This is a genomic window from Frateuria sp. GZRR33, from assembly GCF_051900425.1.
GTDB lineage: Bacteria > Pseudomonadota > Gammaproteobacteria > Xanthomonadales > Rhodanobacteraceae > Frateuria_A.
Genome location: NZ_JBHZGK010000002.1, coordinates 368733 through 388132, shown reverse-complemented (window position 1 = coordinate 388132; position 19400 = coordinate 368733). Strand labels below are relative to the sequence as shown.

The window sequence follows — 19400 nt, the reverse complement described above, 5'->3', positions numbered from 1 at the left end:
GCTGGGTTCGCCTGCGCCGATTACCGCCATACCGCGGCGGCCGCTGACGTTTTATGCACGCCGCGCCGGCTATTTCTCACGCCTTTGACGCCCGCGGAAGCCGTCCGCCTTGGGGGAGCATCGCGATGTCCGGAGTGAGCGTGTGCACAAGGGATTGATCCTGCTGGGAGGCGCGCTGTTCGCGGGAGCCTGGCCGCTGCTGGCACATGCCGCGTCGGTGCCGGCACTGGTCACCCGGGGCAACGGCCATGGCGCGCCACCCTGCCAGTCCTGCCACGGTGCCGACGGTGGCGGCCAGGCAGCTGCCGGCTTCCCGCGGCTGGCCGGGCTGGATGCCGCCTATCTGGCCAGGCAGTTGGCCGACTACGCCACCGGCACGCGCAGCAACGCCGTCATGCAGCCGATCGCGCGGGCGCTGTCGGCCGATGAGCGGCAGGCGGCCGCGGCGTACTACAGCCAGTTGCCGGCGCCGGTGATACCGCCCTCGCCACGGACGCCAGCGAACGTGCTGGGCGCAACGCTCGCCACGCGCGGGCGCTGGTCGCAACAGGTGCCGGCCTGCGAGCAATGCCACGGACCAGGCGGCGTGGGTGTCGGCGCACACTTCCCGCCGCTGGCCGGACAGCCCGCGGCATACCTCGCGGCGCAACTGGAAGCATGGCAACAGGGCACGCGCCGCAACGACCCGTTGCAGCTGATGCAGCAGCTGAGCCGCAAGCTCGACGCAAAGGACATCGCAGCGGTGGCGCAATGGTTCGCCGCGCAACCGCTGCCGGCCGGGAGCGGCGGACGATGAGCGCGCGCCTCCCCCTCCTGCTGCTCGCCGCCCTCGCACTCGGTGCCTGCACGGATCGCACGCCGCTGGACGCACATGCGGCCGAAGCCATTGCACCCACGGCGAAGGCGCCCGCCTTCGCCCCGCCGTCCGAGTCGGCCATTCCGGACGGGCCCTACGGCGACATGGTGCGCCTGGGGCGCGAGATCTTCCTGCACACGCGCAAGGCGGCGCCGGCCTACGTCGGCAATGGACTGGCCTGCGTCAACTGCCATCTCGACGCGGGAAGGCTCGCCAATTCGGCGCCGCTGTGGGGTGCTTATGGCATGTACCCGCAGTACCGCAAGAAGAACCACCACGTGAACAGCTACGGCGAGCGCCTGCAGGGCTGCTTCATGTACAGCATGAACGGCAAGGCCCCGCCGCTGGACGACAAGGTCATCCTCGCGCTGGAAACCTATTCGTCGTGGATGGCCCAAGGCGCGCCGCATGGGGTAAAGCTCGCGGGCGCCGGCTATCCGAAGGTGCCGGCGCCGGCGAAGGCGCCGGACTACGCGCGCGGCCAGGCGGTGTTCGGGCGCGATTGCGCGCTTTGCCACGGCGCGGACGGCCGCGGCCAGAAGGTCGCCGGCGACTACGTGTTCCCGCCGCTGTGGGGGCCTGACTCGTTCAACTGGGGCGCCGGCATGCACGAGCTGGACAAGGCGGCGGCCTTCATCAAGGCGAACATGCCGCTCAGCCGCGGCGGCCTGCTGAGCGACCAGGAAGCCTGGGACGTGGCGATGTTCATGGATGCGCACGAGCGCCCGCAGGACCCGCGCTACAAGGGCGACCTGGCCGCCACTCGCAAGGCCTTCCACGACACGCCGATGTCGCTGTACGGCCAGCGCGTCAACGGGCACCTGCTCGGCTCGGAGCCGGCGGAGTGAGCCCCTTCGCCGCGCGCAGGTGTGCGCGGCGTCACAACCACGGCAGCGGGCCCTGCCCTTTGCCCGTCAGTTCACGCGCCCTTTCTACACTGGCGCACTGCGCCCCGGGGCAACCCGGCCGAAGGAGACAGCCCAGGGATGTCCTACAGCAAAGCGACCACCATGTCCGACGATGACCTTGCCCCTTCGCCGATCCGCCGCGCGCTGGCGTGGAGCGGCATTGCGCTGCTGCTGATCGCCTGCGCCGCCGCCCTGGCCTTCACCGCCTCGCGCCCGCAGCCCGACCCGCGCCTGACCTACCCGCGCATCCATGGCGCCGGTGGCGTGCTGCCGGTCGGGCCGGATGCCCTGATGCCCTCGACCACGGCGGACCACCGCCTGTACATCGACGTCGACAGCGACGAGGCCACCCATGGCGAGATCAACCGACGACTGCACACCGCGGCCAAGCTGCTCAACCTGTATGCGCTGGCGGGCGTGCCCAACGAGAAGGTGCACCTGGTCGTGCTGTTCTACGGAAGGGGCGTCGACCTGGCGCTGTCGGATGCCGCCTACCAGAAGAAATTTGGCCATCCCAACCCGAACGCCGGATTGATCCGCCAGTTGCACCAGGCCCACGTCGACATGGTGGTGTGCGGGCAGGCGCTGGGCCACCAGAACTTCGTCGCCGCCAATATCCGTCCGGGCATGTCGCTGGCGCTCTCCGCGCTGACCACGCGCGAGGAACTGCAGGCGGCCGGTTATGGCGAGGTGCCGAAAGAGCCGGATTGATCCCGCAGCGCGGCGGCCTCCCGACGCGGCGGCCTTTCCAGCCTCCGGACGAGCGGTTCAGTCAATGGCCGCGGCAAGATCCACCCCATCCGCCTGTCGGCACTTTCCCCGTAAACGGGGGAAGGCTCACCTGGGAGTTGTCGTGCGGAGGCGCTTTCCCGCGCTTGCGGGAAATTCGCCAGGGAGCGCAGCGCCAGTGCTTTCCTCCCCCGTTTACGGGGGAAGGCGCCCGCAGGGCGGATAGGGAAAGCCTTGCGGCAAGACCCCGCTCACGCCGCATCCGACTCCGGCAGCCGGCACAGCCGGCGCACATCCAGCAGCGCGACGAAGCCGCCCTTCCACGGCAGCACGCCGACGACCGGATCGTCCACGCGCACGGCACGCCCGGGCGGCGGTGGCGCGATCGCGTCGGCGCCCGGCAGCAGCAGCTCGCCGACCGCATCCACGCGCAGGCCGACGGCATGGCTGGCGTGGCTGAGCATCACCACACGCGCGCTGTCCGTGTCGCCATCGCGCGGCGGCAGGCCCAGCCGGCGGCGCCCGTCGAGCACCGGCAGCACGCGTCCGCGCAGGTGGCGGACGCCGAGCAGGTCAGGCGCGGCGCCGGGCACCGGCGTCACCTCGCCGACCCGGATCACTTCGCTCACCTGTGCCAGCGGCGCGGCATAGGCCTGCCCGTCGAGCTGGAAGGTGAGCCAGTGCCGGGTGTTGCCGGAAGGGGTGGCCGGGGAATTCATGGCCTTCGCTCCATGGTGGGGGCGCGGCTCATTTGCCGTGCCCGGGCGTGACGATCAGGGGTGGCTCGACCAGGTGCACCGCCGGTTTGGCCAGGTGCTCCTGCGCGCCCGCTTTGGCAAGGCCATCGGGCGGCGCGTCGGTGGGGGACGCGGCATCGGCGAGCTGGCCCGCCTGGTCGGCGTCGCCCGAATAGCGGGTCGGCATGGCATGGTCACTCAGCACGACCACCAGCACGCGGCGGTTGCGGTTGCGGCCTTCCAGGGTCGCATTGTCGGCTGCCGGGCGGAACTGGCCCCAGCCGATGATGCCCAGCCGCGCGGGGCTCACGCCGTGTTCGGTGAACAGCCGCGCCACGCTGGCGGCGCGTGCGGCGGAGAGTTCCCAGTTGGACGGAAAGACGGCCGTGTTGATCGGCTTGTCGTCCGTGTATCCCTCGATACGCAGCGGGTTGCCGAACGGCGCGAGGATACCGCCCAGGTTGCTGAGCACGGCGTCGGCCTGGTGCGAGAGCTGCGCCACACCGCTGGGAAACAGGATGTCGGTGCGGATCTCGATTTCCAGCCAGTTCGGCGTGCGCCGCACGACGACCTGCTGTTTGTCGATCAGCGGCTGCAGCGCCTTTTCCACTTCGTGCTGGATGCGCGTGAGGTTGGCCTGGCGCTGTGCCTCCTGCGCAGCCTGCACGTCGCGCATGGTCTCGTGCGGGGCGCGTTCGGCGACCATCCGCCGCGGCGCCGGGCGCAGCGGGATCGGCACCGCGACCGGCGCCACGGCGGCGCCGGGCTGGCTCTGCGGCGCGGCGATGGCCGGGTCGACGTTGTGCGGCTTGGCGCTCTGCGGCGGCATCGGCGCGATCACATGGCTGGAGCCGTTGAACGCCTCGATGATCGACTCGGACATCACGCGGTACTTGCCCTCGTTGACGACCGAGACGGCGTACATCACCACGAAGAAGGCGAGCAGCAGCGTCATCAGGTCGGCATACGGGATCGCCCATGCCTCGTGGTTGACGTGGTCTTCGTGGTGCTTGCGTTTCATGGCCACAACTCCTCCCCCTGCTGGCAGGGGAAGGTTGGGAGGGGGTAGGTGGCACGGGCCGAAGAGCACCCTTCCCCAACCCTCCCCTGCACGCAGGGGAGGGAGACAAGGCGGCGCGGCGCCCGGCTCACGACAGATACCCCTGCAGCTTGGCCTCGATCTGCCGCGGGTTGTCCCCCTCGGCGATCGACACCAGCCCCTCGACCAGGATCTCGCGCATCTGCGTCTGCTTGCGCACCAGGCCCTTGAGCCGTGAGGACATCGGCAGCATCAGCAGGTTGGCCAGCGCCACGCCGTAGATCGTGGCGACAAACGCGGCGGCGATGCCGTGGCCGAGCTTGCTGGGGTCGGCAAGGTTCTGCATCACCGCCATCAGGCCCATGACGGCACCGATGATGCCCATGGTGGGCGAGTAGATGCCGGCGTTCTCGAACACCTTGGCGGCGACCAGTTCGTTGTGTTCGCGCGCCTCCATCTCGACCTCGAGCACGCCGCGGATCGCGTCAGGCTCGCCGCCGTCGACCAGCATCTGCAGGCCCTTGCGGACGAAGCCGTCGTGCTCCTCCTCGATCTGCGGTTCCAGGCCGAGCAGGCCCTGGCGGCGTGAAATCTCGCTCCAGCCGATGATCCGCGTGATGAGGTCGGACGGCTGGAATACCGGCGGCCGGTAGACCATCGGCAGCATGCCCAGCGCACGGCGCAGCACGCTGCCCGGCGTCTGCACCATCAGTGCGGCGATGGTGCCGGCGAAGACGATCACGAACGCTGCCGGGTTCACCAGGGCGCCGACTGTCGAGCCCTTCAGAATGGTGCCCACGATGATGACCAGGAAGGCCAGGATCGTGCCGACGAGGCTCACCAGGTCCATGTCAGCCCGCCGCCCTCAGTGACGGCAGCAGTTGCCCGCCGTCGTCGGCCAGGCCGGCCAGGTCGAGCACCAGCGCCAGCCGCCCATCGCCGGTGACGGTCGCGCCGGCGATGCCGGGCACGCCTTCGAACAGCGGCCCGAGCGGCTTGGCCATGACGTCCTCGCGGCCGAGCACTTCGTGCACCAGGCAGCCCATGCGCTGGTGGCCGATGTGCAGCACCACGACGTGGCGCGGCGCGGCACCCAGTACGCCGGCCCAGCCGGCCAGGTCGCCCAGCGGCAGTGCGCGGCCGCGGTGGTTGGCGACCAGGCGGCCGTCGAGCATGCGGTCCTGACCGGCGGTCAGCTCGAACACTTCCTCCACGTTGGAGAGCGGCAGCGCGAACAGGCGCGGGCCCACGCGCACCATCAGCACGCGCAGGATCGCGAGCGTCAGCGGCACGGTCAGTTCCAGTTCGCTGCCGTGGCCCAGCTTAGAGCGCACCTGCAGCGTGCCGCCCAGCTCCGCCACGCGGGTCTTGACCACATCCATGCCCACGCCGCGGCCGGAGATGTCGGAGATCTGCGCGGCGGTGGAAAAGCCGGGGCGGAAGATCAGCTCGTAGCACTCGTTCTCGGTCAGGCGCGCGGCCTGGGCCTCGTCGATGACGCCCTTCTCGACCGCCTTGCGCTTGAGCACCTCGGGATTCATGCCGCGGCCGTCGTCGCTCACCGCGATGACGATGCGCTCGCCGCGCTGGCTGGCGGACAGCCGCACGATGCCGCGGCGGGACTTGCCCACCCTGGTCCGCTCCTCGGGCATTTCCAGGCCGTGGTCGAGCGCGTTGCGCAGCAGGTGGATCAGCGGATCGGCGAGCGCCTCGACCAGGCTGCGGTCCAGGTCCGTGCCTTCGCCTTCGGTGACGAGGTCCACTTCCTTGCCCAGCTGGCGGGCGAGGTCGCGCACGATGCGCGGGAAGCGCTGGAACAGGCGGCCGACCGGCTGCATGCGCATCGCCAGCACGGCGCCCTGCATCTCGTCGGCGACACGATCGAGCTCGGCCGCGGCCTGCGCCAGCGTTTCGTCGCCGCTTTTCTGGGCCAGGCTCTGCAGGCGGTTGCGCACCAGCACCAGTTCGCCCGCGCGGTTGACCAGCGCGTCGAGCCGGCCGGTGTCCACGCGAACGCTGGTTTCGGCCGCCGCGGCGGCGCGGGCCGGGGCCGGGGCCGGGGCCGGCGCAGGCGCAGGCGCAGGCGCAGGGGCAGCAGGCACCGGCGCCGGCACGGCGCCAGGCGCACCGCCCTTGCCGTGCAGGTTGTCGAGCAAGGCCTCGAATTCGTCGTCGGCGATGCTGGTGCCGGGCGTCGGCGCGGCGCTGGCACCCGGCGCGGCAGTGCCGTGCAGGTTGTCCAGCAGCGCTTCGAACTCGTCATCATTGATGGTCGCGGGCGCAGGCGCGGCCGGCGGCACGGTGCCTGGCGCGGCGGTGCCATACAGGCTGTCGAGCAGGGCTTCGAATTCGCTGTCGTCGATGCTGCCGTCGGCCGGCGGCGCGGCGACCGGCGCGGCCACCGGCGGCGGAGCCGGTGCGGGCACCGCGGCGCCGGGCATCAACCGCTTGAGCAGCGCCGGCGGCGGCATCGCCATGGAGGCGCCGCTGCGCAACGCATCCATCATCGCGTTGAGCAGGTCGAGTGCTTCGAGCAGCGCATCCATCCGCGCCGAGTCCAGCACCAGCGCGCCGTTGCGGGCGACGTTGAGCAGGTCCTCGGCGTGGTGGCACAGCTGCACCATCGGATCGATGGCGAGGAAGCCCGCGCCACCCTTGACCGTGTGGAACGCGCGGAACACCGCGTTGAGCAACTCGGCGTCGCGGGGGTTGGCCTCCAGCTCGACCAGTTCTTCCGACAGGCGCTCGACCAGCTCCCCGGCCTCGACCAGGAAATCGTCGCGCAGTTCGGCGTCGAGCGAGGGGTCCATGCTCAGAACCCGAATTCGCTGAGCAGGCGGTCCGCCTCGTCCTGTCCGGAGATCTTCTCCACCACCGGCGGCGGTTCGCGACCGGAGAGCGCGCCGGTCAGGCGAACCAGTTCCAGCAGCGACGCCTCGACCGACTCGATGAAGTTGACCACCTTCTTGATGCGCTGGCCGGACAGGTCCTGCCAGGACTGCGCCATGACCATGTCGTTGAGGCCGTCGCGGCAGTTGCCGGCGAACGCGTTGGCCTGGCGGGCCAGGTCGGCGACCGGGTCGCACGGCGCGGCCGAAGCGAGCACCTGTTCGGCGCTCTGCGCCAGCGCGTCCGCTTCGGGGCTCATGCGCTCGGCGAAGTCGATGCTGCGATGGGCCGCCTGCGCGCTCATCTCCAGCACGTCGTTCAGGTGCTTGCGCACGTCGGCGACCTTGCCCGGCACGCCTTCCTGCGCCAGGTCGTTGCCGAGCCGGCTGACCGCGCCATGCAGGTCGCGCGCGAGCAGGCCCAGCGCACGGAACAGGTGCTGCTCGCGCTGGCGCACCAGCGCGTCGAGCGCCTGCTCGAAGGCGGCGCCGTCCTGGCTGTTGAGCAGGTCCTGCAGCTCGACCGGCAGCGCGCTCTCGTCGAAGGTGGAGAGGACGGCGCTCATGCGCTGGCCCCCGCGGCGGCGAGGCGCTCGAAGATCTTGGTGAGCTTCTCCTTGAGCGTGACCGCGTTGAACGGCTTGACGATGTAGCCGTTCACGCCCGCCTGGGCGGCGGCGATGATCTGGTCGCGGTTGTTCTCCGCGGTGACCATCAGCACCGGCAGGCCCTTGAGCGAGGGCTCGGCGCGGATCGCGCGCAGCAGGTCGATGCCGGTCATGTTGGGCATGTTCCAGTCGGTCACGACCATGTCGAACGGCTGGCTTTTCAGCATGGTCATCGCATTGTTGCCGTCGTCGGCTTCCTGGATCAGCGTGTTGGTGAAGCCCAGCTCCACCAGCAGGTTCCTGACGATGCGCCGCATGGTGGAGAAGTCGTCCACCACGAGGATTTTCATGTTCTTGTCCATTTTTTCCTCTGGAAAAAGGGGAATGGGGAATCGTTAATGGTCAATCGTCAGCGGGGCGAGGAGCGATCGGGTTGGGCACGGCGGCTTTTGCCTTTGCGATTGCCCATTTCCGATTCCCCATTCCCATCCCGCCAATCGCCCAGGCGCGCGCGCAACCGCACGATCGCCTGGCCATGGATCTGGCACACGCGCGACTCGGTCACGCCCAGCACGGCGCCGATTTCCTTCAGGTTCAATTCCTGCTCGTAGTACAGCGACATGACCAGTTGCTCGCGCTCGGGCAGGCCGGAGATGCCGTCGATCAGCGCCTGGCGCAGGCCTTCCTGTTCGATGCTCTCGGCCGGACCCAGGTTGCCCTGGTCGACCACGTCGAAGGCCGGCGCACCGTCGCCGTCGTCGGGCGCGGTCAGGCTGAGCAGGCGCGCGCTGGCGGCATCGGCGAGGATCTGGTGGTACTCCTCCGCGCTCACGCCCAGCCGCTTGATCACCTCGGCGTCCTCGGCGTCGGCGCCGGTCTCGATCTCGATCTGGCGCACCACCTCGGCCACTTCGCGCACCTTGCGATGCACCGAGCGCGGGGTCCAGTCGGTCTTGCGCAGCTCGTCCAGCATGGCGCCGCGGATGCGGATGCCGGCGTAGGTCTCGAAGCTCGCCGAGCGATCGGTCGCGTAGTGCCGCGCGGCCTCGAGCAGGCCGATCATGCCCGACTGGATCAGGTCGCCCACGTCCACGCTCGGCGGCAGGCGGCCCATCAGGTGATAGGCAATACGCCGCACCAGTGGCGCGTGCTGGCGCACCAACTCGTCTGCACTCTGTTTTTGCAGCTGGAGATATTCCGATGCCACGCTCATGTCACCACCCCGACGCCGTCACGGCCTGGCCACCGAAAAACGCGATGCGGTCCAGGCCCGCGCGCGCGGGTTCCTCCCAGTTATCGACCGCACCCGCCAATTGCTTGAATGCCTGCGACGAACGCGCCGCCGGCCACAGGTCCACCACCGCGCTCTGCCGGCGGATGGCCTGCTTGAGCCGCTCGTCCTGCGGCACGAAGCCGAAGAAATCCAGCACCACGTCCAGGAAGCGGTCGCTGACCTTGGCCAGCTTCTGGTGCAGCGCCCGGGCCTCGCCCAGGTTGCGCACCAGGTTGGCGACGAAGCGGAAGCGACGCACCCCGAAGTCGCGCGAAAGCACCTTGATCAGCGCGTAGGCGTCGGTGAGCGAAGCCGGTTCGTCGCAGACCACCAGCACCACGTCGTCGGTCGCGGCGGCGAACATCGCCACGTTGTCGGACAGGCCCGCGGCGGTGTCGACCAGCAGGTAGTCCGGCGGCCTGGGCAGCTCGTCGAACGCGCGGATCACCGCGGCATGCTCGCCGTTGCCCAGTTGCGCCAGGCGCCGCGCGCCGGATCCGCCGGGAATGACCTTCAGCCCGTGCGGCCCCTCCAGCACCAGCTCCTCGAGCGTGGCGGTACCGTCGAGCAGGTGGCCCAGGTGGCGCGAGGGCGCCAGGCCGAGCAGCACGTCGACGTTGGCCAGGCCCATGTCGGCGTCGAGCAACATCACGTCACGGCCGGCCATCGCCAGGCTCATGCCGAGGTTGACCGCCACGGTGGTCTTGCCGACGCCACCCTTGCCGCCGGCCACCGCGATCGCGCGGCAGCGGCGGCGCGGTGCGCCGGCGTTGGCCGCCTGGTGCGGCCGGTGCGGTGCGGGCGGCGCGCTGTCGCGCTCGCCCGTGATCGCGTTGAACATGTCTTTCAAGCCCCACGCCTGGTTCATTGCAAGGATTCCGCTCATGCCTGGGCCACCATCGTCCCGAAGCGCTCGGCCAGCACCGCCTCGTCGGCGGCCGGCGTGTTGCCCTTGAGCGCCTGCGCGGCGCGGCATACCAGCAGGCGTGCGTCGGCGGCGGCGATGTCCTCGGGCACGCGCTGGCCGTCGGTGGTGTAGTCCAGCGCCAGCCGGTGGCGGATCAGCACCGACAGTGCGCCGCCGAGGCTGGGCGCCTCGTCGAGTTTGGTCAGGATCGCCGCGTGCGGCTTGACCGGCAGGTACGCACGCACGGCGTCGTCCAGCGACTGCGCCTGCGCGTTGGCGGCCAGCACCAGGCAGGCGCGCAGCTCGCCGGCCTCGCGCAGCGCGTCGAGTTGTTCGGCCAGCCGCGGGTCGTTGCCGGCCAGGCCGGCGGTGTCGACCAGCACGGTGTGGCAGCCCTTCAGCAGTTCCAGCACCTGGCGCAGGCTCTGCGCGTCGTAGGCCGGATACACCCGCACGCCGAGCAGGCGACCGTAGTGCTCCAGCTGCGCGGCGGCGCCGATGCGGTAATGGTCGGTACTGACCAGCGCGACCTGCGAGGCGCCATGGCGCACCACCGCGCGGGCGGCCAGCTTCGCCAGCGTGGTGGTCTTGCCCACGCCGGTCGGGCCGACCAGCGCGGTAACGCCGGCCTCATCCGAGCGGCCGCGGCCGCTGACGGCGATGCCACGGCTCAACATGCCCAGCGGCAGGTAGCGCGCCTGTTCGGGCGTCATCTGCGGCGGCAGCTCGTCGGCCAGCGCGCGGGCGACGTCGGCGTCGATGCCGAGCCGGGTCAGCTCGCGCAGCACGCGGGTGTGCATCGGCTGGCGGCGTTCCATGTCGTTCCAGGCCAGGCTGGAGAGCTGCATCTCGAGCATCTCGCGCAGGCTGGACAGCTCGGCGCGCATGCGCACGGTGTCCTGCGCGGCGCGCTCGATAAGCGGGTGGACGACCGGCTCGGCCGGGATCTCCGGTGCTTGCTGCGGCTGCGGCGCCTGCGCCCTGGCCTGGACCAGGCCCTCGGCCTGGGCGCCGGTCGCGGCGCGCGGCGCGCGAGGTTCGGGCCGTGCCGTCTTGTGTGCTTCCCCGGACGCGACCGCCTGCGCGGGCCGCGGGGCAGCCTCGGCGGGCGACGGACGAGTGGCGGGCGCCAGCGTTTCGACGCGGGCCTCGCCCACCGGGGGCGGGGGCGGCGGCGGATTCGCCGCGGCGGCACGCGGCGGCAACGCCGGCGGCTCCACGGCCGGCGCAGGCGCCGCGCCATGGCGCGCGGCCTCGCGCACCAGCGCCTCGTCGTAATCGACGGCGGCAATGATCTCGATGCCCTCGTCAATCCTGCGCGTGGACAGGATCACCGCATCCGGGCCCTGCTCCTCGCGCACTTCGCGCATCGCCTGGCGCATGTCCGGCGCTACGAAACGTTTGATCTTCATTGCTTGCTCCGCAAGCGGGAATGGGGAATGGTCAATGGGGAATGGTTGAAGCGGTTCGCGCCAACCCATGGCGTGCGCGCTTTTGCGATTCCCGATTTGCTATTCACGATTCCCGGCTCCTCAACGTCCCAGCGCCTGGACCAGCCGCACCCTGCGGTTGTCCGGCACCTCGTTGTAAGCCAGTACGTGCAGGTTCTGTGCCACGTGGCGGGTGAAGCGGGCGAGCCACGGACGAAGCTGCGGCGCGACCAGCAGCACGGCCGCTTCGCCGCTCATTTCCTGGCGCCGCGCGGCGTCGGCGACGCTCTGCTGCAGGCGGTCGGCCAGGCCCGGTTCCACCGCCGCGCCGGCCACGCCGCCGCCGGAGAGCGAATTCATGAGGATCTGCTCGAGTTCCGGCGCCAGCGTGATGACCGGCACCTCGGTACCCAGGCCGGTGATCTCCTGCACGATCTGGCGGCCCAGCGCGACGCGCACGGCGGCGGTGAGCATGCCGGGATCCTGACTCTGGCCCGCGTGCTCCGCCAAGGTTTCGACGATCGTGCGCATGTTGCGAATCGGCACGCGCTCGGCCAGCAGGTTCTGCAGCACCTTGACCACCACGCCCAGCGCCATGCGCTTGGGCACCAGGTCCTCGACCAGCTTGGGCGCGGTCTGCGCCAGGCGGTCGAGCAGTTGCTGCACGTCCTGGTGGCTGATCAGTTCGTGCGCGTGGGTTTGCAGGATGTGCGACAGGTGCGTGGCCACCACGGTGGCCGGATCGACCACGGTGTAGCCCAGGCTCTGCGCCATCTCGCGCTGGCCCTGCTCTATCCATACGGCTTCCAGGCCAAACGCCGGGTCCTTGGTCTGGATGCCCTGCAGCGGCCCGTGCACGCGACCGGGATTGATCGCCAGCAGCCGCTCGTTGTGCACCTCGGCCTCGCCCATCGGCACGCCCATCAGGGTGACGCGGTAGGTATTGGGTCCCAGGTCCAGGTTGTCGCGGATGTGCACTGCCGGGACGAGGAAGCCGAATTCCTGCGACAGCTTGCGTCGGACGGACTTGATCCGGCCCATCAGCTCGCCGCCCTGGTGCGTGTCCACCAGCGGGATCAGCCGGTAGCCGACCTCCAGCCCCAGCGGATCGACGCTGGCCACGTCGTCCCAGTTGAGTTCCATGCGCTCGGCCGGGACGGCGGGCGTCGCGGCCGGCTCGGCGACCGCCTCGGCGAGCTTCTCCTTCGTCTCGCGCTCACGCTTGATCATCAGGTACGCCGCGCCGCCGCAGCAGCCGCCGAGCAGCAGGAAGGCGAGGTTCGGCATGCCCGGGATCAGGCCCATCACGCCCAGCACCGCGCCGGCCACCGCCAGCGCGCGCGGCTGGCCGAACACCTGGCCGATCACCTGCTTGCCCATGTCCTGCGACTTGGACACGCGGGTGACGATCACCGCCGTGGCGATCGAGAGCATCAGCGCGGGCACCTGCGCGACCAGGCCGTCGCCGATGGTGAGCAGGGTGTAGGTCTTGGCCGATTCGCCGGCGCCCAGGCCGTGCTGGAACATGCCGACGAAGAAGCCGCCAATGATGTTGATGAACAGGATCAGGATGCCGGCCGTGGCGTCGCCGCGGACGAACTTCGAGGCACCGTCCATCGAGCCGTAGAAGTCCGCTTCCTCGCGCACTTCCTGGCGGCGCTCGCGCGCCTGCTCCTGGGTCAAGAGGCCCGCGTTGAGATCGGCGTCGATCGCCATCTGCTTGCCGGGCATCGCGTCCAGGGTGAAGCGGGCGGTCACTTCCGACACGCGGGTGGCGCCCTTGGTGACCACCACGAAGTTGATGATGGTGAGGATCGCGAACACCACCAGGCCGACGGCGAAGTTGCCGCCGATCACGAACTCGCCGAACGCCTCGATCACCTTGCCGGCCGCCCCCGGACCGTCGTGGCCATGCAGCAGCACCACGCGGGTCGAGGCGATGTTCAGGGCGAGACGTAAAAGAGTCGCCATCAGCACGACCGTCGGAAAAGCGGCGAATTCCAGCGGCCGCATCACGTAGATCACCGCCAACAAAATGACGAGCGACAGCGCGATGTTGAAGCTGAACAGCATGTCCAGCAGGAACGGCGGCATCGGCAGCATGACCATCGCCAGCATCGCCAGCATGACCACCGGCGCGCCGACGCCGCGGCGTCCGAGCTGCTTGAGAGATTCCATTGCGCCAGCGGCGGCCATGCGTCGTTCCCCTTAGATCTTGTAAGGGCCCATCAGGTCAGGATCGACCTCGGGCCTGGGCGCCGGCGGCGGCTCGTCGCCGCGTGCCGTCGCCTGCTTCAACTGGTAGACGTAGGCCAGCACCTGCGCCACCGCCACGTACAGCGAGACCGGGATTTCCCGGCCCAGCGAGGTGGTGGCATACAAGGCGCGTGCCAGCGGCGGCGCCTCGACCATCGGGATGCGGTGGCCGCTGGCCACCAGGCGGATCTGCTGGGCGAGCACATCCACGCCCTTGGCGATCACGCGCGGCGCGCCAGTGCCGTTTTCGTCGTACTTGAGCGCGATGGCGAAGTGGGTCGGGTTGGTGACGATCACGTCGGCCTTGGGCAGCTCCTGCATCATCCGGCGGCGCGACATCTCGAACTGCACCTGGCGGATGCGGCCCTTCAGTTCCGGGTTGCCCTCGGTCTCCTTCGACTCGTCCTTGAGCTCCTGGCGCGTCATGCGCAGGCGCTTGGCGTGGTCGAACTTCTGGTAAAGCGCGTCCGCGCCGCCGATCAGCAGGAGCAAGGCCCCGAACAGCAGCGCCGAGCGACCCAGCAACGACATCGCGCGGGCCACGCCCAGGGCCACGTCCGCACGGCCCAGCGCCTGCAGCTCGTCCACCGAGTGCTTGAGCAGCAGCGCCAGCGCGCCGCCGATGAAGAGCAGCTTGACCAGCGACTTCACCAGCTCGACCAGCCCGCGCATGGAAACCAGCCGGCCCAGGCCGGCGACCGGGTTGAGCCGGTCGAACTTCGGCTGCAGCGCCTGCCCGCTGAAGTGGATGCCGCCCAGGAGCACCGGTCCGGTCAGCGCCGCAAGGATCGTCGCCAGCGCCACCGGCATCAGCAGCATCATCGCCTCGCGCACCGCCATGCCGAGTACGCGTGCGGGCAGCGCATCGGAGAACAGGGCCTCGCGGCTGTAGGAGAGGCCGAGGCCGTAGATGGTGCGCGCGTGTGCCATCGCGCCTTCGCTACCGGAGAGCAACGCTGCCACGCCGGCCAGCACCACCAGGGCGCCGGAAAGGTCCCGTGATCGGGGTACGTCGCCTTTTTCGCGGGCCTCTTTGAGCCGTTTTTCCGATGGTTGTTCTGTGCGTTCCTGGTCGTCGTTCTCGGCCATGACATCAGCCTCCGACCAGTTCGTGCATCAGCGACCAGGCGCTGTCCTGCAGCGTTTCGAACGCACCCGGGAGCGCGCGCAAACCCATCCACAGCGCGATCGACCCCAGGCACAGGGTGATCGGGAAGCCGACCGCGAACAGGTTCATCGAAGGCGCTGCGCGACTGATCGCGGCAAAACCGATGTTCACCACCAAAAGCGCGGTGACCGCCGGCAGCGCGACGCGCACCGCGCCGGCGAAAAGATGCGTGCCGAACAGCACCACCGCGTGCAGCCCTTCGGCATTGATCGCGACGGGGCCTGGCGGCAGCGTCTGGAAGCTGTCGGCCAGCAGCTGGATCAGCCGCAGGTGGCCGTTGAGCGCCAGGAACAGCAAGGTCACCAGGACCATGTAGAACTGGCTGAGCACCGGCGTACTGCCGCCGCCGCCCGGATTGACCACTTCGGCGAAGCCCAGGCTCATGCCCTGCCCTACCAGCTCGCCGCCAAACGCCACCGCCTCGAACACCAGCTTGAGCACGAAGCCGACCGAGGCGCCGACCAGGATCTGGCTGACCATCGTCGCCAGGCCCGCGGCGCTCAACGGATCGACCGCCGCCGGTGCGAGCGGCGCCAGCACCAGCGTCAGCATCACCACCAAGCCGACGCGGATGCGCGCGGGGATCACGCCAGAGCCCAGCACGGGTGCGATCAGGCACAGGCCGCCGACGCGGCCCAGCGCCCACAGCAGGCCGCCCAGCCAGTTCTCCAGCTGGGCCAGATCCACCGTGGTCATTTCACCGCCCCGGGCAGCCCCTCGATCAATTGCCGCGTGAACTGCACCAGCGTGCGCAGCATCCACGGGCCGGTAATCAGCGCGACCACCGCCATGGCGATCAGCTTGGGGATGAACGAGAGGGTCATCTCGTTGATCTGCGTGGCCGCCTGGATCACGCCTACCAGCAGGCCCACGGCGAGCGCGGTGAGCAGCAGCGGCGCGGCGACCAGAATCGCCACGTAGAGCGCGTGCTGGCCGAATTCGATGACGGATTCAGGGGTCATGGGCGGGAAGTTCGGACACTTGGCTCCCTCTCCCCGGAGGGGAGAGCGCGCAAAAGCCCCGCTCACGTGTAGAAACTCCCCGCCAGCGTCCCGATCAACAGCGTCCAGCCATCCACCAGCACGAACAGCATGATCTTGAAGGGCAGCGAGATGATCATCGGCGAGACCATCATCATGCCCATCGACATCAGCACGCTGGCCACCACCAGGTCGATGATCAGGAACGGGATGAACAAGAGGAAGCCCATCTGGAACGCGGTCTTCAGCTCGGAGGTCAGGAACGCCGGCATCGCCACGCGGAAGGGCACGGCGTCCTTGTCGGCGTAGGGCTTCTCCCTGGCCAGCTGGGTGAACAGCTGCAGGTCGGCGTCGCGGGTCTGGTCGAGCATGAAGCGCTTGAACGGCGCACTGGCGGCGGGCAGCGCCTGCTCGGCGGTCATCTGGCCGTCCATGTACGGCTTGACGCCATCGCTGTAGGCCTTGTTGAAGACCGGGCCCATCACGAACAGCGTCAGGAACAGCGCCAGCCCGAGCAGCACCTGGTTGGGTGGCGTCGACTGCGTGCCCAGTGCCTGGCGCAGGAAGCCCAGCACGATGATGATCCGGGTGAACGAGGTCATCATCAAAAGGATCGCCGGCAGCAGCGTCAGGACCGTCATCAGGCCCAGCAACTGCAGCGACAGCGTCCAGTTCTTCGCACCGCCCGGCGCGTCGTGCACGGTCAGCACGGGAATGCCGCCGGGCGCCGCGGGGCTTGCCGGCATGCTCAGCGCGGGCACGGCCGGCGCGGGCGCCGCCTGCGCGAAGGCGAACAGCGGCAACAGCATCAGCACCAGCGCGAGCACCCAGCGCGCGCCGCGGAACGGCGCCACTTTCAAGACCTGCGGTTTCACGACTTGCCTTTCCAGCGCGACAGCAGTTGCGCGAAGTTGGGAGCGGCCGGCTGCGGCGCCGGCGGATTGGCGTCGACCGGAGCCGCGCCCTCGTACACATGCAGGGTGCGCAGGCCGCCCTGCCCCACGCCGAGCAGCAGGCGCTTGCCGTCGGCGTCGATCAGCAGCACGCGCTCGCGCGCGCCGACCGCCATCGATTCCACGCAGCGGATACGCCGGCCACCGGGCAGGCTGCGGGCCTGCAGGCGGCGGCTCATCCAGCCGGCCACGAAGATCAGCGCGATCACCGCCGCCAGGCTGAGCAGCACGCGCAACAGCTCGCCGCCGACGTTGATGTCGGGCGTGGCGGCGGGCGCGGCGAAGATCAGGGCGAGCATGGGATCAACGCAGCTTGCGCACGCGCTCGGCCGGACTGACCACGTCGGTCAGGCGGATGCCGAACTTCTCGTTGATCACCACCACCTCGCCGTGGGCGACCAGGGTGCCGTTGACGAACACGTCCAGCGGTTCGCCGGCAGCACGGTCCAGTTCCACCACCGAGCCCTGGTTGAGCTGCAGCAGGTTGCGGATGCTGATGCGGGTGCGACCGACCTCCATCGCGACCGTCACCGGCACGTCCAGGATCATGTCCAGGTTGACATCGCCGCCTTCGACGGCAAAGCCGTTCAGGGCGTCGGATTCGATGCGGTCGGCGACCGCGGCGTCATTGGCAGTCATGCGCTTTTCTTCTCTGTGAACTCGCCGGACGCACGCCTCTCGCGTCGGCCGACATGGGTCTGGAACTGGATCGCCGTCTGGCCGTTGGCCTGGCCGTAGCGGCCGCGGAACACCGGCACGTCCTCGGCGAAGACGGTGCAATGCTCGGGCAGCGCCACCGGGATCACGTCGCCCGGGCGCAGCTGCAGGAAGTCGCCGATCGAAAGCTCGGTTTCCAGCAGCAGCGAACTCAGCTCCACCTCGGCGTCGAGCACTTCCTCATGCAGGTGCTCGGTGAATCGGTCATCGCGGTCGGCCAGGTCGCTCTGCACGCCGGCGTCGAGCAGCGTGCGGATCGGCTCGACCATCGCGTACGGCAGCGTCAGGTGGATCTCGCCACCGCCACCGTCGAGCTCGACGTGGAAGCGCGACACCACGACCGTCTCGGTCGGGCTGACGATGTTGGCGAACTGCGGATTGATCTCGGAGTTCATGTACTCGAACTCCAGCGGCAGCACCGGGTTCCACGCCTCGCTCATGGCGCCGAACAGCTCGGTCAGCATGATCTGGATCACGCGGTTCTCGGTCGCGGTGAAGTCGCGCCCCTCGATGCGTGCGTGGAAACGGCCGTCGCCGCCGAAGAAGTTGTCGATCACGGTGAACACCAGCCGCGGCTCGAACACCACCAGCGCGGTGCCTCGCAGCGGCTTGATCTTGACCAGGTTCAGGTTGCTCGGCACGGCCAGGCTGTGCACGTACTCGGCGAACTTGACCATCTTCACGCCCAGCACCGACACCTCGCAGCTCTTGCGCAGGACGTTGAACACGCCCAGGCGGAAAAAGCGCGCGAAGCGGTCGTTGACCATCTCCAGCGTGGGCAGGCGGCCGCGGACGATGCGGTCCTGCTGGGTGAAGTCGTACGCCTGCACCGCCTCGGTGGGCGGCGGCTCGTCCTCGCCGGTGGCGACGCTGCCGCCGGTGACGCCGTCGAGCAGCGCGTCGATTTCGTCCTGGGAAAGCAGGTCGCTCATGGGCGATGCCTCACTGCATCACGAAGCTGGTGAAGTACAGCGCGTCGATGCCCGGCTTGCCGGTGCGCGCCTGGACGATCTTGCGTACCGCGTCCAGCGCCTCGGCCTGCAGCTTCTGTTTGCCAGCCGGGTCGCTGAGGATGGAATAGCTCTGGCGACTGAACAGCATCACCAGCGCGTTGCGCACGACCGGATCGACACCCTTGACGGTGTCCAGCGCGGCCTGGTCGTGCGACATCAGCGTGACGCCGACCTGCAGGTAGCGCATGGCGTCGTCATCGCGGAAATTGACCACGAAGGCCGGGTCCAGCGGCAGGAAGAACTCCGGTTGGGTCTTGGTCGGCGCGACGACACCGCCTTCCTTGTCGGTGGCCGCGGCGGCGGGCTTGTCGTGTCCGCGCGCGGCGAACAGATAGGCGCATGCGCCGGACACCGCCAGCAGCGCCACTACCAGGCCGATCACCAGCGGCGAGCGCTTCTTCTTCGCCGGCGCCACCGCTTCCTGTTCCGTACTTGCCATGCCTCAACCTCGGTTGTCGTTTTTCTTCGGCTGGCACCTGGGGCGCCGCCTTGCACGGGCCTCGTTGCAATCCGCGTGCCACGGCGCAAAGCGTTGGTCCTGCGGGGTTTGCGGCGGGCGTGGCGCTTTCTTGACGCGTGCCGGGGAACGGGCGCGTCGCGATCACGGCGGGCGCCTGGAAATCGGCGGGGGCGTGAAGGGGCGGATGGTGGGTGGGGGGCTTTTCGCAAGGCCTCCCCCATCCGCCCTTCGCGCACCTTCCCCCGTGAACGGGGGAAGGATCGAAACGTGGCGCCCGCGCCCGAGTCCTTCCCCCGCGAACGCGGGAGAGGAAGGATCGAAATCGCGGCGCCCGTGCTCGAGCCCTTCCTGCGAACGCGGGAGGGGAAGGATCGAAGTCGCGGCGCCCGTGCCCGGGTCCTTCCCCCGCGAACGCGGGGGAAGGTGCCGACAGGCGGATGGGGGCGCTTTTGGGCGGGATACCGGACTCACACGGCGG

General features: G+C 69.5%; 21 protein-coding genes. 3 read left to right on the top strand and 18 right to left on the bottom strand.

The annotated features are described in order from the left end of the window. Positions 1 to 142 precede the first annotated feature (142 nt). The 3 genes from ACFWZU_RS04170 (at position 143) to ACFWZU_RS04160 (ending at position 2475) form a co-directional block, all read left to right on the top strand. Positions 143 to 796 carry a c-type cytochrome gene (locus ACFWZU_RS04170; RefSeq protein ID WP_439700146.1) on the top strand — a complete coding sequence of 218 codons (654 nt, stop codon included), beginning with the start codon at positions 143 to 145 and terminating at the stop codon, positions 794 to 796. After that, positions 793 to 1704: a c-type cytochrome gene (locus ACFWZU_RS04165; protein WP_439700145.1), complete on the top strand. Its 912-nt coding sequence runs from the start codon at positions 793 to 795 to the stop codon at positions 1702 to 1704. Before ACFWZU_RS04170 ends, ACFWZU_RS04165 begins: the two co-directional genes overlap by 4 nt. A gap of 138 nt (positions 1705 to 1842) precedes the next feature. Further along, a complete protein-coding gene (locus ACFWZU_RS04160; RefSeq protein ID WP_439700144.1) occupies positions 1843 to 2475 on the top strand; it encodes a DsrE family protein in 633 nt (210 codons plus the stop codon). 269 nt (positions 2476 to 2744) lie between these two features. Here the strand turns inward: ACFWZU_RS04160 and ACFWZU_RS04155 are convergent, their stop codons facing one another. The 18 genes from ACFWZU_RS04155 to ACFWZU_RS04070 form a co-directional block, all read right to left on the bottom strand. Next, positions 2745 to 3212, bottom strand: a complete 468-nt coding sequence (locus ACFWZU_RS04155; protein WP_439700143.1) for a chemotaxis protein CheW — start codon at positions 3210 to 3212, stop codon at positions 2745 to 2747. 28 nt (positions 3213 to 3240) lie between these two features. Then, a complete protein-coding gene (motD, locus tag ACFWZU_RS04150; RefSeq protein ID WP_439700142.1) occupies positions 3241 to 4251 on the bottom strand; it encodes a flagellar motor protein MotD in 1011 nt (336 codons plus the stop codon). Positions 4252 to 4378: 127 nt separating this feature from the next. Further along, complete coding sequence (locus ACFWZU_RS04145) at positions 4379 to 5119, bottom strand: flagellar motor protein (RefSeq protein WP_439700141.1); 741 nt, start codon at positions 5117 to 5119, stop codon at positions 4379 to 4381. Between the two features lies 1 nt (position 5120). Next, the gene (locus tag ACFWZU_RS04140; RefSeq protein ID WP_439700140.1) at positions 5121 to 7079 is read right to left on the bottom strand and encodes a chemotaxis protein CheA; all 1959 of its coding nucleotides are present in this window, start codon (positions 7077 to 7079) and stop codon (positions 5121 to 5123) included. Positions 7080 to 7081: 2 nt separating this feature from the next. Next, a complete protein-coding gene (locus tag ACFWZU_RS04135; protein WP_439700139.1) occupies positions 7082 to 7723 on the bottom strand; it encodes a protein phosphatase CheZ in 642 nt (213 codons plus the stop codon). Then, complete coding sequence (locus ACFWZU_RS04130; protein ID WP_439700138.1) at positions 7720 to 8127, bottom strand: chemotaxis response regulator CheY; 408 nt, start codon at positions 8125 to 8127, stop codon at positions 7720 to 7722. The genes ACFWZU_RS04135 and ACFWZU_RS04130 overlap by 4 nt, the downstream gene beginning before the upstream one ends. Before the next feature lie 47 nt (positions 8128 to 8174). Beyond that, positions 8175 to 8978 (bottom strand): RNA polymerase sigma factor FliA, encoded by an 804-nt coding sequence (locus tag ACFWZU_RS04125; RefSeq protein WP_439700137.1) that lies wholly within the window; start codon positions 8976 to 8978, stop codon positions 8175 to 8177. Position 8979: 1 nt separating this feature from the next. Beyond that, positions 8980 to 9924, bottom strand: coding sequence for a MinD/ParA family protein (locus ACFWZU_RS04120; protein WP_439700136.1), 945 nt, complete (start codon positions 9922 to 9924; stop codon positions 8980 to 8982). Then, positions 9921 to 11357, bottom strand: coding sequence for a flagellar biosynthesis protein FlhF (gene flhF, locus ACFWZU_RS04115; protein WP_439700135.1), 1437 nt, complete (start codon positions 11355 to 11357; stop codon positions 9921 to 9923). The genes ACFWZU_RS04120 and flhF overlap by 4 nt, the downstream gene beginning before the upstream one ends. 120 nt (positions 11358 to 11477) lie before the next feature. Next, on the bottom strand, positions 11478 to 13571 hold the full coding sequence (gene flhA, locus ACFWZU_RS04110; RefSeq protein ID WP_439700134.1) for a flagellar biosynthesis protein FlhA: 2094 nt from the start codon (positions 13569 to 13571) through the stop codon (positions 11478 to 11480). 12 nt (positions 13572 to 13583) lie between these two features. Beyond that, positions 13584 to 14720 (bottom strand): flagellar biosynthesis protein FlhB, encoded by a 1137-nt coding sequence (gene flhB / locus ACFWZU_RS04105; RefSeq protein WP_439700133.1) that lies wholly within the window; start codon positions 14718 to 14720, stop codon positions 13584 to 13586. A 4-nt stretch (positions 14721 to 14724) separates the two neighbouring features. Continuing rightward, positions 14725 to 15495, bottom strand: a complete 771-nt coding sequence (gene fliR / locus ACFWZU_RS04100; protein WP_439700132.1) for a flagellar biosynthetic protein FliR — start codon at positions 15493 to 15495, stop codon at positions 14725 to 14727. Next, positions 15492 to 15761 (bottom strand): flagellar biosynthesis protein FliQ, encoded by a 270-nt coding sequence (gene fliQ / locus ACFWZU_RS04095; RefSeq protein ID WP_325165549.1) that lies wholly within the window; start codon positions 15759 to 15761, stop codon positions 15492 to 15494. The genes fliR and fliQ overlap by 4 nt, the downstream gene beginning before the upstream one ends. Before the next feature lie 62 nt (positions 15762 to 15823). After that, positions 15824 to 16588, bottom strand: coding sequence for a flagellar type III secretion system pore protein FliP (gene fliP, locus ACFWZU_RS04090; RefSeq protein ID WP_439700179.1), 765 nt, complete (start codon positions 16586 to 16588; stop codon positions 15824 to 15826). Between the two features lie 62 nt (positions 16589 to 16650). Then, complete coding sequence (fliO, locus tag ACFWZU_RS04085) at positions 16651 to 17031, bottom strand: flagellar biosynthetic protein FliO (protein ID WP_439700131.1); 381 nt, start codon at positions 17029 to 17031, stop codon at positions 16651 to 16653. Between the two features lie 4 nt (positions 17032 to 17035). Continuing rightward, the gene (fliN, locus tag ACFWZU_RS04080) at positions 17036 to 17371 is read right to left on the bottom strand and encodes a flagellar motor switch protein FliN (protein ID WP_439700130.1); all 336 of its coding nucleotides are present in this window, start codon (positions 17369 to 17371) and stop codon (positions 17036 to 17038) included. Then, positions 17368 to 18381 (bottom strand): flagellar motor switch protein FliM, encoded by a 1014-nt coding sequence (gene fliM / locus ACFWZU_RS04075; protein ID WP_439700129.1) that lies wholly within the window; start codon positions 18379 to 18381, stop codon positions 17368 to 17370. Before fliM ends, fliN begins: the two co-directional genes overlap by 4 nt. A 10-nt stretch (positions 18382 to 18391) precedes the next feature. Next, on the bottom strand, positions 18392 to 18901 hold the full coding sequence (locus ACFWZU_RS04070) for a flagellar basal body-associated FliL family protein (RefSeq protein WP_439700128.1): 510 nt from the start codon (positions 18899 to 18901) through the stop codon (positions 18392 to 18394). Positions 18902 to 19400 lie beyond the last annotated feature (499 nt).

Coding starts and splice junctions, on each gene's coding strand:
- fliO (WP_439700131.1), bottom strand. CDS start 17,031: ATGCTCGCCCTGATCTTCGCCGCGCCCGCCGCCACGCCCGACATCAAC.
- ACFWZU_RS04070 (WP_439700128.1), bottom strand. CDS start 18,901: ATGGCAAGTACGGAACAGGAAGCGGTGGCGCCGGCGAAGAAGAAGCGC.
- ACFWZU_RS04165 (WP_439700145.1), top strand. CDS start 793: ATGAGCGCGCGCCTCCCCCTCCTGCTGCTCGCCGCCCTCGCACTCGGT.
- fliM (WP_439700129.1), bottom strand. CDS start 18,381: ATGAGCGACCTGCTTTCCCAGGACGAAATCGACGCGCTGCTCGACGGC.
- fliN (WP_439700130.1), bottom strand. CDS start 17,371: ATGACTGCCAATGACGCCGCGGTCGCCGACCGCATCGAATCCGACGCC.
- ACFWZU_RS04120 (WP_439700136.1), bottom strand. CDS start 9,924: ATGAGCGGAATCCTTGCAATGAACCAGGCGTGGGGCTTGAAAGACATG.
- ACFWZU_RS04135 (WP_439700139.1), bottom strand. CDS start 7,723: ATGAGCGCCGTCCTCTCCACCTTCGACGAGAGCGCGCTGCCGGTCGAG.
- fliR (WP_439700132.1), bottom strand. CDS start 15,495: ATGACCACGGTGGATCTGGCCCAGCTGGAGAACTGGCTGGGCGGCCTG.
- ACFWZU_RS04125 (WP_439700137.1), bottom strand. CDS start 8,978: ATGAGCGTGGCATCGGAATATCTCCAGCTGCAAAAACAGAGTGCAGAC.
- ACFWZU_RS04130 (WP_439700138.1), bottom strand. CDS start 8,127: ATGGACAAGAACATGAAAATCCTCGTGGTGGACGACTTCTCCACCATG.
- motD (WP_439700142.1), bottom strand. CDS start 4,251: ATGAAACGCAAGCACCACGAAGACCACGTCAACCACGAGGCATGGGCG.
- fliQ (WP_325165549.1), bottom strand. CDS start 15,761: ATGACCCCTGAATCCGTCATCGAATTCGGCCAGCACGCGCTCTACGTG.
- fliP (WP_439700179.1), bottom strand. CDS start 16,588: ATGCTGTTGCCGCTGTTCGCCTTCGCGCAGGCGGCGCCCGCGCCGGCC.
- flhF (WP_439700135.1), bottom strand. CDS start 11,357: ATGAAGATCAAACGTTTCGTAGCGCCGGACATGCGCCAGGCGATGCGC.
- ACFWZU_RS04145 (WP_439700141.1), bottom strand. CDS start 5,119: ATGGACCTGGTGAGCCTCGTCGGCACGATCCTGGCCTTCCTGGTCATC.
- ACFWZU_RS04160 (WP_439700144.1), top strand. CDS start 1,843: ATGTCCTACAGCAAAGCGACCACCATGTCCGACGATGACCTTGCCCCT.
- flhB (WP_439700133.1), bottom strand. CDS start 14,720: ATGGCCGAGAACGACGACCAGGAACGCACAGAACAACCATCGGAAAAA.
- ACFWZU_RS04155 (WP_439700143.1), bottom strand. CDS start 3,212: ATGAATTCCCCGGCCACCCCTTCCGGCAACACCCGGCACTGGCTCACC.
- ACFWZU_RS04140 (WP_439700140.1), bottom strand. CDS start 7,079: ATGGACCCCTCGCTCGACGCCGAACTGCGCGACGATTTCCTGGTCGAG.
- flhA (WP_439700134.1), bottom strand. CDS start 13,571: ATGGCCGCCGCTGGCGCAATGGAATCTCTCAAGCAGCTCGGACGCCGC.